Annotated in this window: 10 protein-coding genes; 9 read left to right on the top strand and 1 reads right to left on the bottom strand. The window is 68.3% G+C overall.

Annotated features, from left to right (window positions below):
• Positions 1–419: 419 nt before the first annotated feature.
• Positions 420–932 (bottom strand): peptide deformylase, encoded by a 513-nt coding sequence (gene def / locus WDC87_RS21095; RefSeq protein ID WP_005419619.1) that lies wholly within the window; start codon positions 930–932, stop codon positions 420–422.
• A 126-nt stretch (positions 933–1,058) separates the two neighbouring features.
• On the opposite strand from def, the gene WDC87_RS21090 reads away from it, so the two are divergent.
• From WDC87_RS21090 to WDC87_RS21050, 9 genes are all read left to right on the top strand, one after another.
• Complete coding sequence (locus tag WDC87_RS21090; RefSeq protein ID WP_252744774.1) at positions 1,059–2,189, top strand: LysM peptidoglycan-binding domain-containing protein; 1,131 nt, start codon at positions 1,059–1,061, stop codon at positions 2,187–2,189.
• 110 nt (positions 2,190–2,299) lie between these two features.
• Complete coding sequence (gene dprA, locus WDC87_RS21085) at positions 2,300–3,427, top strand: DNA-processing protein DprA (RefSeq protein ID WP_072167259.1); 1,128 nt, start codon at positions 2,300–2,302, stop codon at positions 3,425–3,427.
• 43 nt (positions 3,428–3,470) lie between these two features.
• Positions 3,471–3,944, top strand: coding sequence for a DUF494 family protein (locus WDC87_RS21080; protein ID WP_005419622.1), 474 nt, complete (start codon positions 3,471–3,473; stop codon positions 3,942–3,944).
• Positions 3,945–3,983: 39 nt separating this feature from the next.
• The gene (locus tag WDC87_RS21075; RefSeq protein WP_252744775.1) at positions 3,984–4,742 is read left to right on the top strand and encodes a pilin; all 759 of its coding nucleotides are present in this window, start codon (positions 3,984–3,986) and stop codon (positions 4,740–4,742) included.
• 49 nt (positions 4,743–4,791) lie between these two features.
• Positions 4,792–5,721: an RDD family protein gene (locus WDC87_RS21070; protein ID WP_005419625.1), complete on the top strand. Its 930-nt coding sequence runs from the start codon at positions 4,792–4,794 to the stop codon at positions 5,719–5,721.
• 193 nt (positions 5,722–5,914) lie between these two features.
• Complete coding sequence (locus tag WDC87_RS21065; RefSeq protein WP_252744776.1) at positions 5,915–8,398, top strand: DNA topoisomerase I; 2,484 nt, start codon at positions 5,915–5,917, stop codon at positions 8,396–8,398.
• 131 nt (positions 8,399–8,529) lie between these two features.
• Positions 8,530–9,120 (top strand): Sua5/YciO/YrdC/YwlC family protein, encoded by a 591-nt coding sequence (locus WDC87_RS21060; RefSeq protein WP_005419629.1) that lies wholly within the window; start codon positions 8,530–8,532, stop codon positions 9,118–9,120.
• A gap of 43 nt (positions 9,121–9,163) precedes the next feature.
• On the top strand, positions 9,164–9,853 hold the full coding sequence (locus WDC87_RS21055) for a hypothetical protein (protein ID WP_088496605.1): 690 nt from the start codon (positions 9,164–9,166) through the stop codon (positions 9,851–9,853).
• A 34-nt stretch (positions 9,854–9,887) separates the two neighbouring features.
• Positions 9,888–10,598: a hypothetical protein gene (locus WDC87_RS21050; protein ID WP_088496606.1), complete on the top strand. Its 711-nt coding sequence runs from the start codon at positions 9,888–9,890 to the stop codon at positions 10,596–10,598.
• The last annotated feature ends 206 nt before the right edge of the window (positions 10,599–10,804 follow it).

Genomic DNA, 10,804 nt, shown 5'->3' with positions numbered 1-10,804 from the left:
CCCCCCCCCCCCCCCCCCCCCCCCCCCCCCCCCCCCCCCCCCCCCCCCCCCCCCCATATATTAAAAAAAAAAAGACCAAAAGCTATTTTTGTGGTTGTGTGGGGGGGTGTTTTTTTTTTTTAATATATTTTATTGCCTCGGGCGACGGGCTCTTGGTTGCGGGGGGGGGGGGCCGGGCCGGGGCCGGGGGGGGCGGGCGGGTGTGGGTGTTTTTCCCGGCCCAGGCGGGGGGGGGGGCGCGCCGCGCCCCCCAGCGACGACACCGCGAATTCCGGCGTACCGGCAAAGACAATCCTCATGGCTACCCCACTTGCAGGATGGATTCGTGCAGGAAAGAAAACGGCGCCGTCGGCCGGCGCCGTGCAGCCCGCGCGCGTCGCGCGGGCACGGGCCACCCGAAGGGCGGCCCGGATGGGCGATCACGCCACGTGCTTGCGCTGCTTGGCCAGCTTCTTGCGGACCATCTCGCGCTTGAGCGGCGACAGGTAGTCAATGAACAGCTTGCCGTCCAGGTGGTCCATCTCATGCTGGATGCAGGTGGCCAGCACTTCACCGGCCTCCAGCTGCTGTTCCTGGCCGTTGCGGTCCAGGTACTTCACGGTGATGGTGTCGGCGCGGGTGACGTCGGCGAAGATGCCCGGGACCGACAGGCAGCCCTCCTGGTACACCCGGCCCCCGTCCCTGGCGACGATTTCCGGGTTGATGAACACATGCGGTTCATTCTTTTCTTCGCTGACATCGATGACCATGAAGCGCTTGTGCACGTCCACCTGGGTGGCCGCCAGGCCGATGCCCGGGGCGTCGTACATGGTCTGGAACATGTTGTCGATCAGTTCCTGGAAGGCCGGCGTGGTGACTTCGGCGGCGTCGATCAACGCAGCCTTGGTACGCAGGCGCGGATCGGGGAACTCGAGAATGGGGAGAAGGGCCATGGCTGTTTCCGGATAGGGGGCCGGCACGCCGGCATACGTCGCAGATTCTAGCTCCAACGCTTGCCTTGCGCCCCGGTTTCTGGACTATAGTGCGCGGACCTGTTGGGGAATCAGGGCTTCACACCTATGTTGCTTCGTTTTCGTACGGTCGTCGCCGCGGCGATGCTGACCGTGGCTGCCTATGCTACCGCCGTGGAAGTGAATGGCGGGCACCCGGACACCTATGTGGTCCGAAAAGGGGATACGTTGTGGGATATCGCCGCACGTTTCCTGCAGAAGCCTTGGCTGTGGCCGGAGATCTGGCAAGCCAATCCGCAGATCGCCAACCCGCACCTGATCTATCCAGGTGACGTGCTGAGCCTGGCCTACCTGGACCGGGTGACCGTATCCCAGGCCGGCCCGCGCCAGGAGGCCCCGATCGACGCCATTCCGCTGGCCCAGGTCGCGCCGTTCCTCAAGCAGCTGAGCGTTGTCGACAGCATCAAGCAGCTGCCCTACGTGGTCGGCCTGGAGGACAGCCGCCTGCGCGTGTCCGGCGGTGACACCGTCTACGTGCGCCTGGCCGATGCCCAGGTGGGCCAGCGCTGGGCCGTGGTACGCCCGACCGTGCGGTACGCCCAGCCCAAGCCGACCGAAGACCTGACCGCCAATGGCGACGTGACCCCGGGCAGCGGCAACCTGTGGAAGGCCTACAACGCGCCCAACGCCCGCCGTGGCGTGCTCGGCTACGAGCTGGCCCAGGTCGCTACCGGCACCATCACCCAGATTGCCGGCGGCAAGGTCGAGGCCTCCACGCTGGTGCTGGACAAGAACGACGGCGGCCGCGAAGTGCGCGCCGGTGACCGCCTGGTGCCGGTCGAAGCCAAGCCGTACGACCTGCAGTTCATACCTCATGTACCCGCTGCCGGTGTCGAGGGTGTGGACGTGCGCGTGCTGGCCGTCACCGACATGTTCAACGCCGGTGGCCCGCGCGACGTGATCGCGATCTCGGCCGGCCGTGCCCAGGGCGTGGACAACGGTACCGTGTTCTCGCTGTGGCGCCCGGGCCGCCATGTGGCGCACCGCATGAAGTACCCGGGCTCCTCGCGCATGGACGACTCGCTCAGCACTGGCGCGGGCCGGGTCTCGCTGCCGGACGAGTATGCCGCGCACGCGATGGTGTTCCGTACCTTCGACAACGTCAGCTACGCGCTGGTGATGCAGGGCGTGAAGCCGGTGCAGGTGGGTTACAACGCGCTGCACCCGGACGCAAAGTAACCGTTGCCGGGCGTGCCGGCCGCTGCCCGGCAGGCGTCTGCGGGAAAACCTGACGATCACATGCGAAGGCGCCCTAGGGCGCCTTTGTTGCGTGCGGCCGATAGTGGGGGATGACCACGCATGCATATGAGGCGCTGCTGCGCCTGTTGATGGCGGGAGGCGCACTGGCGCCACGACGGGCCCTGCTGCAGGCCGCGGGCGGTGCGCAAGCCGCCATCGCGCAAGGCCCGGCGAACTGGCGCGCGCACGGCTGCACGCCGGAGCAATGCGCCGCGCTGGAACGTCCCGACGCCCGGGCGTGTGCATCCGCCCTGCGCTGGCTGGAACAGGACAACCATCACCTGCTGCCCTGCACCGATCCGGCCTTTCCACCCTCGTTGCTGGAGGTGCCCAACCCGCCGCTGGCGCTGTTCGTCGCCGGAGACCCCAGCCTGGCCTGGCGCCCGTCGGTGGCGCTGGTCGGCAGCCGTTCCCCCACCCCGGGCGGGCGCGCACTGGCCGCGCGTTTTGCCGGCTGTTTCGTCGAGGCGGGCCTGGCGGTGACCAGCGGCCTGGCCGCAGGCATCGATGCGGCTGCGCACCAGGCCACGCTGGAGGCCGGTGGCTGCACCGTGGCGGTGATCGGCACGGGCCCTGACCGCGCCTATCCGGACAGCCACGCCCGGCTGCAGGCGCGCATCGCCGCCGAGGGCGTGGTGCTCAGTGAGTACCTGCCGGGTACGGCGGCCCGCCCAGGCCACTTCCCCGCGCGCAACCGGCTGGTAGCCGGGCTGGCGCTGGCCACCGTGGTGGTCGAGGCCGCGCAGCGTTCGGGAGCGCTGATCACCGCGCGCCTGGCCGCCGAGGCAGGCCGCGAGGTCTGTGCCCTGCCCGGATCGGTGCTCAACCCGCGCGCGGCGGGCTGCCACCGCCTGATCCGCGAGGGCGCGGCGCTGGTCGAGCGCCCCGAGGAGGTTCTGGAACTGCTCGCCCCCGCCCTTCGCCAGCAGCTGCCGGGCTTGCAATCGCGGCTGGTCACCCCCACTGAACAGGCACTGCCGGCCCTCCTGCCGGCGCGCTGGGCCGACGACCCTGACTACCAGTGCTTGTGGCGAGCCCTGGACCACAACCCAAGCGGTATGGATTCACTGATCACGCGCTGTGGATTGACGGCGTCCCAGGTGTCCTCCATGCTGCTTGCCATGGAACTGGCGGGAATCGTGGTGTGCGTACACGGCCGCTACTGTCGAACTCCCTAGTTTCTTCACCTCCACAGCGTCGCGCGACGCAGGCCGAGGGGCAATGAAAGAGAGCATCCTGGATGTACTGCTGTACCTGTTTGAACACTATTTCAGCGAAGATGCGGACCTGATCCGTGACCGCGATTCGCTGCAGAACGGCCTGATCCAGGCCGGTTTCAGCCCCACCGAGATCAACAAGGCGTTCGACTGGCTCGATGCCCTGGCCGCCCAGCGGCCGAGCGTGGCCCAGGCGCGGGTCGACGGCCCCGTGCGCATCTACCATGGCCCCGAGCTGGACAAGCTGGATGTGGAATGCCGCGGCTTCCTGCTGTACCTGGAACAGCACGGCATCCTCGACGCCGACCAGCGCGAGCTGGTGCTGGACCGGGCGATGGCCCTGGACCAGGACGAACTGGACCTGGACGACCTGAAATGGGTCGTGCTGATGGTGCTGTTCAACCAGCCCGGCTCCGAAGCGGCCTATGCCTGGATGGAGACGCAGATGTTCATGGACGAGCCAGAACCCCTTCACTGACCGTACACTTTGGGGCATAGCGCATTCAGGAGCGTCCCCGTGAGCGAGTGGTTCCATGCAGAAGGCAACCGGCAGCAAGGCCCGCTGCCGGCGGAACAGTTGGTCGAGTTGTTCCGAAACAACCAGATCTCCCTGGACACCCTGGTCTGGCGCGACGGCCTGCCGCAATGGCAGCCGTTGCGTACCGTGGTCGACGAGCTGGGCCTGATCGTGCCGGCACTGGACGTTGCTGCGCCGGCCCAGCAACCCGAGCCGGAACCGGAACCGGTGGCCCCCCCTCCGCCGCAGCCGCCTGTGCTGCCGCCGTCCACGCCCTATGCCACCCAAGCGGCAGCCGGGGTTCTGCCACCGCCGAAGAAGAAGCTCTCCGGTTGCGCCCTGACCGCGATCATCGGCGGCGGCCTGCTGCTGGTACTGGTACCGATCATGGCCATCCTCGCGGCGATCGCCCTGCCCGCATACAACGACTACACCGTGCGTGCCAGGATCGCGACCGCGGTCAATGCCCTGCAGCCGCTGAAACAGCAGGTGCAGCACTTCGCCGACGATGAAGGCCGCTGCCCCGGCGCCAACGATGCCGGTTTCCCGGCCCCGGGTGACTTCACCCAGGCCGGCCTGTCGGCGGTGAACATCGGCCGCTTCAACAACGGTCACTGTGGCATCGAAGCAACGCTGGCCGTGCCCGGCAAGAGCCTCGATGGCGACCTGCTGTGGCTGGAATATGATCGCGACAGCGGCCGCTGGGAATGCAGCGGTGAAAGCGACGACAGGTACCTGCCGACGTCGTGCCGCGGCTGAGCCACGCGCACGGCAGCACCTCCAAGGACGATCCAACAGGGAACATGCAATGACTGAGTGGTACTACGCCGTAGGACAGCAACGCCAGGGCCCGCTGTCGGTCCAGGAGATCCGCCAGCGCTTCCAGCGCGGCGAACTGAACCTGGACACCCTGGTCTGGCGCGAAGGCATGGCCCAGTGGGCTGCACTGCGCCAGGTGGTCGATGAACTGGGCCTGCAGACGCTGGCCGACGCCAGCACCGCCACTGCCAGTGGCGGCTTCGACCTGCGCAGCGACTACGCCGCCATCGACAACGGCACTGCGCCGCTGCCTGGCACGGGCGCGCTCAGCAGCTCGCCCTACAACGCCCCGGCCGCCGCCGCTGCCGGTGGCGCGCGGCCGGTGATCGGCGGCGAGGTGGTCTACGCCGGCTTCTGGAAGCGCGTCGCGGCCTACATGATCGACTACTTCGTGCTGGCCGTGCCGGGCGGCATCATCGGCGCCATCATCGGCGTGGTGCTTGGCGCCAGCATGGGCGCGGTGGGCAGTGGCGAAACCTCCATCGAAATCGTCGCGCAGCTGGCCAGCGCGCTGATCAACATGGCCATCGGCGTGGCCTACTACACCTGGTTCCATTCCTCGCAGGGCGGCGCCACGCTGGGCAAGATGGCGGTCGGCATCAAGGTCGTGCGCAGCAACGGTGACCGCCTGACCCGTGGCCGCGCCTTCGGTCGCTACTGGGCCATGCTGCTGAGCAGCTTCACCCTGGGGATCGGCTTCCTGATGGCCGCCTTCACCGAGCGCAAGCAGGGCCTGCACGACATGATCTGCGACACCCTGGTGGTCGACCGCTGGGCCTACACCGACCAGCCGCAGCTGCAGCGCCATGAGCTGGGTACGGTCACCATCGTGATCCTGGTACTGACCGGCCTGCTGACGGTCGCGGGCCTGGTGCTGCTGGTGGCTGCGGTCGGCTTCATCGCCAAGATGGCCTCATGAACGGCCATCCTCACGTCTGGCTGCTTGACAGGGGCTGGCCGGGCGTGATTCCTCTAATAAGGTGAAACCTGAACGCCCGGCACACTACCGGGCGTTCAGCGTATTGATTTGTCCGTGGCCGCTTCACTAATGCGGCCGTTTGCTCCACCCTAGCGGCCCCTTCCCTGCGGCTCGCCCCACAGACACTGCTGCCATGCCCAAGCACCTGCTCATCGTCGAATCGCCGGCCAAGGCCAAGACGATCAACAAATACCTCGGCAAGGACTACACCGTCCTGGCCTCGTATGGGCATGTGCGTGACCTGATTCCGAAGGAAGGCGCGGTCGACCCGGACAACGGGTTCGCCATGCACTACGACGTGATCGACAAGAACGAGAAGCATGTCGATGCGATCGCCAAGGCCGCCAAGGGCGCCGACGACATCCTGCTGGCAACTGACCCGGATCGCGAGGGTGAAGCGATCAGCTGGCATATCGCCGAGATCCTGAAGGAACGCGGGCTGGTCAAGGACAAGCCGATGCAGCGCGTGGTGTTCACCGAGATCACCCCGCGCGCCATCAAGGAAGCGATCAGCCAGCCGCGCGCGATCGCCAGCGACCTCGTCGACGCCCAGCAGGCCCGCCGCGCGCTGGACTACCTGGTCGGCTTCAACCTGTCGCCGGTGCTCTGGCGCAAGGTGCAGCGCGGCCTGTCCGCCGGCCGCGTGCAGAGCCCGGCGCTGCGCATGATCGTCGAGCGCGAGGAAGAGATCGAAGCCTTCATCGCCCGCGAGTACTGGTCGATCGCTGCCGAGTGCGCGCACCCGTCCCAGCACTTCAATGCCAAGCTGGTCAAGCTGGACGGGCAGAAGTTCGAGCAGTTCACCGTCACCGATGGCGACACCGCTGAAGCGGCGCGCATGCGCATCCAGCAGGCCGCGCAGGGTTCGCTGCACGTCACCGACGTCGCCAGCAAGGAGCGCAAGCGCCGCCCGGCGCCGCCGTTCACCACCTCCACCCTGCAGCAGGAAGCCTCGCGCAAGCTCGGCTTCACCACCCGCAAGACCATGCAGGTGGCGCAGAAGCTGTATGAGGGCGTGGCCATCGGCGACGAAGGCACCGTCGGCCTGATTTCGTACATGCGTACCGACTCGGTGAACCTGTCGCAGGACGCGCTGGCGGAAATCCGCGACGTGATCGCCCGCGACTACGGCATCGCCTCGCTGCCGGACCAGCCCAACACCTACCAGACCAAGTCGAAGAACGCCCAGGAAGCGCACGAAGCGGTGCGCCCGACCTCGGCCCTGCGCACGCCGTCGCAGGTCGCCCGCTTCCTGACCGACGACGAGCGGCGCCTGTACGAGCTGATCTGGAAGCGTGCGGTGGCCTGCCAGATGATCCCGGCCACGCTCAACACCGTCAGCGTCGACCTGTCGGCCGGCAGCGAACACGTGTTCCGCGCCAGCGGCACCACCGTGGTCGTGCCCGGCTTCCTGGCCGTGTACGAGGAAGGCAAGGACAACAAGAGCGCCGAGGACGAAGATGAGGGCCGCAAGCTGCCCGCGATGAAGCCGGGCGACCGCATCCCGCTGGAACGCATCCTGGCCGAACAGCATTTCACCCAGCCACCGCCGCGCTACACCGAAGCGGCGCTGGTGAAGGCGCTGGAAGAGTACGGCATCGGCCGTCCCTCGACCTACGCTTCGATCATCCAGACCCTGCTGTTCCGCAAGTATGTGGAAATGGAAGGCCGCAGCTTCCGCCCGTCCGACGTGGGCCGCGCGGTGTCCAAGTTCCTGTCCAGCCACTTCACGCAGTACGTGGATTACGACTTCACCGCCAGGCTTGAGGACGAGCTCGATGCCGTCTCGCGCGGTGAGGAAGAATGGATCCCGCTGATGGCCCGTTTCTGGGAGCCGTTCAAGGAACTGGTCGAAGACAAGAAGGAATCGGTCGACCGCGCCGAGGCCAGTGGCGCGCGCGAGCTCGGCACCGACCCCAAGACCGGCAAGCCGGTCAGCGTGCGGCTGGGTCGTTTCGGGCCGTATGCCGCCATCGGCAGCACCGCCGAGGACGCCGAGGAAAAGCCGAAGTTCGCCTCGTTGCGCCCCGGCCAGTCGATGCACACCATCTCGTTGGAAGACGCGCTGGAACTGTTCCTGATGCCGCGCGCGCTGGGCGAGGACAATGGTGAGCCGGTCAGCGTCGGCATCGGCCGCTTCGGCCCGTTCGCCAAGCGCGGCAGCACCTACGCCTCGCTGAAGAAGGAAGATGACCCGTACACCATCGACCTGGCCCGCGCCGTATTCCTGATCCAAGAGAAGGAAGAGATCGCGCGCAACCGGATCATCAAGGAGTTCGAGGGCAGCGACATCCAGGTGCTGAACGGCCGCTTCGGCCCGTACATCAGCGATGGAAAGATGAACGGCAAGATCCCCAAGGATCGCGAGCCAGCCTCGCTGACCCTGGCCGAAGTGCAACAGTTGATGGAAGAAACCGGCAAGCCGGTGCGCAAGGGCTTCGGCGCCAAGAAGGCCGCCGCGAAGAAGGCGCCGGCCAAGAAGTCTGCAGTGAAGAAGGAAGCAGCGCCGAAGAAGGCAGCGGCCAGGAAAGCGCCGGCCAAGAAGGCGGTGAAGAAAGCTGCCGCAAAGAAGGCACCGGCGAAGAAGGCCGTCAAGAAGACCGCCGCAAAGAAGTAGATCCACGCCATGCGCGGATGAGAGGCGGTGCCGGCCGCTGGCCGGCAACACCTGGAAACCTCGGATGCCGGCCAGCGGCCGGCAATACCGAGCGGGCGCGTTCCACCCCTTCTGCACGCAGCGGGGGGATAATGGAGGCCCACGCCGGGCCGGTCGCCGTCATGAAAGAACTCACCCTGAACTCTGCTGTCGCCACGCTCCGCGCCGGTGGCGTGATCGCCTATCCGACCGAAGCGGTCTGGGGCCTGGGCTGCGATCCGTCACATGAAGCCGCGGTGCACGCGGTGCTGCGGCTGAAACAGCGCCCGATCGAGAAGGGCATGATCCTGGTCGCCGCCGAACTGTCGCAGCTGGAGGGCTGGGTCCGCCTGCAGGCGCTGCCCGACGCCCGCCAGCGCGCGGTGCTGGCCAGCTGGCCGGGCGCCAACACCTGGATCCTGCCGGCCGGTCCGCACGCGCAGCCCTGGGTCACCGGCGAACACAGCGGTATCGCGGTGCGCATCAGCGCCCACCCGCTGGTCGCCGCCCTGTGCCGCGCCTGGGGTGGCCCGCTGGTCTCCACCAGCGCCAACCTGGCCGGTGAACCACCGGCCCGCAGCCGTGCCGAGCTCGATCCGCGCCTGCTGCGCCTGCTCGATGGCCTCCTCGACGGCGAGACCGGCGGCCTGGCCCAGCCAACCCCGATCCGCGACGCGCTCAGCGGCAACGTGCTGCGCTCCTGAACCGACGATTGCACTGCCGCGGACAATCACGCACCCTGCCGCCATGAACCTGCTGCGCACCGCCCTGGGCCTGTGCCTGTTGCTGCCATGGACCGCACCCGCCGCCGAGGACGTGCGCGTGTACCGCTGTGTCGCCAGCAACGGCGCCGTGGCCCTGCAGGACAAGCCATGCAGCAGTGGCCGGCAGGAAGTGCGTGACCTGCAGCGCCCGCGCGACCTGGCCCCCCGGGTGGTGCGCAGCGACGCGGCACCCGCCCGGCCGGACGAGGTTCCGGTGATGCGTGATCGTGAGGTCCGCCACGTCTACCTCCAGCCACCACAACCGTTGTACGAGTGCGTAAGCGACGACGGTCGCCGCTACACCAGCGACAACAACGAGGGCAATCCGCGCTGGGTGCCGTTGTGGACCAGCGTCTGGCTCCCGCATGGGCACCACGGCCCGGTCCATCCCGGCCCACGCCCCGCCTTCGGCACGCCGGTCGGCCCCCCCATCGGTGAAGGAACCGGCTACCGGCCGCCAGCGGTAGGTGTCGGTGTACAGGTTCCGGCCGGCAGCGTGCTGGTCCGCGACAGCTGCCATGCGCTGCCGCCACAGGAAGTCTGCGCGCGCCTGCGCGACCGCCGCTGGGAACTGGACCGCCGCTACAACAGCGCGCTGCAGAGTGAACGCACCGCCATCAGCAACGAACAGCGTGGCATCGACGCGCGCCTGTCGCGCGACTGCGAACGCTGAGCGCAGCACCTGCCGTGGCATGTACGCTGTGCGCATGAAGAACCTGATCTGGCTGGCCCTGGGCCTGTTCGCCGGCAACGCAGTGGCCGACGACGGGGTGATCTACCGCTGCACCTCCAGCAACAGCGATGTGCCCACCCTGCAACGTACGCCCTGCCCTGGCGGCAGCAAGCAGCAGGTGGTGCGGATTCCGGCCGCTGCCAGTGCGTCGCCCACGCCGGCCCCTGTGCCGTCGCCACCCGAACCGGCGGCGGCGGGTATGCCGCCGGCTTCCGCGCCCAGCCCCCGCCGCCCCGGCGAAGGACGCACGATCATGGAAGCCGGCATGGTCGAACGCGAAGGCGGCGATCTGATACTCGACAGTGCATCGCTGCCACGCCAGGCCGATGCCGCGCCGGACAGCAATGCGCCGCCGAAGCCGCCGCTGCCGCCCATCTTCCAGTGCACCGACAGCCAGGGCGGTGGCTACCTGCACGAATACGAGGCTGCCCCCGGCCGCTGCGAACTGATGACCGTGCAGGGCCTGGGCGGCGCCACACCGGTCAACGCTGCAGGCTGCGAAGTGGTGCGCGACCGCTGCGAGGAACTGCCGGACGCGCAGCGCTGCAGCAGCTGGCAGCAACGCTTCCGCGACGCACGTGGCCGCGAGCGGTTCGCCTCGCCGGAGAACCGCGACAAGGCCCGGGGCGAACGCGAACGGTTGCAGGGCGTGCTGGAGGCCAGCAACTGCCCGGTACCGGGGTGACTGCCATGCGGTAGTGGGGGGGGGGGGGGGGGGGCCGCCCCCCCCCCGCCCGCCGCGGCGGGGCCGCCCGCCCCCGCGCCCCCCACACCCCCCCCCACACCGCACCCCCCAGCCCACCCCCCAAGCCCCCCGCACCCCACACCCCCCGCCCAACTCGCGCGGCGCCGCCCCGCCCACCACCCCCCCGCCCGCCCCCCGACCGCCCG

Source organism: Stenotrophomonas maltophilia group sp. Smal12 (assembly GCF_037079935.1).
GTDB lineage: Bacteria > Pseudomonadota > Gammaproteobacteria > Xanthomonadales > Xanthomonadaceae > Stenotrophomonas > Stenotrophomonas sepilia.
This window is presented reverse-complemented; position numbering and strand designations above follow the sequence as displayed.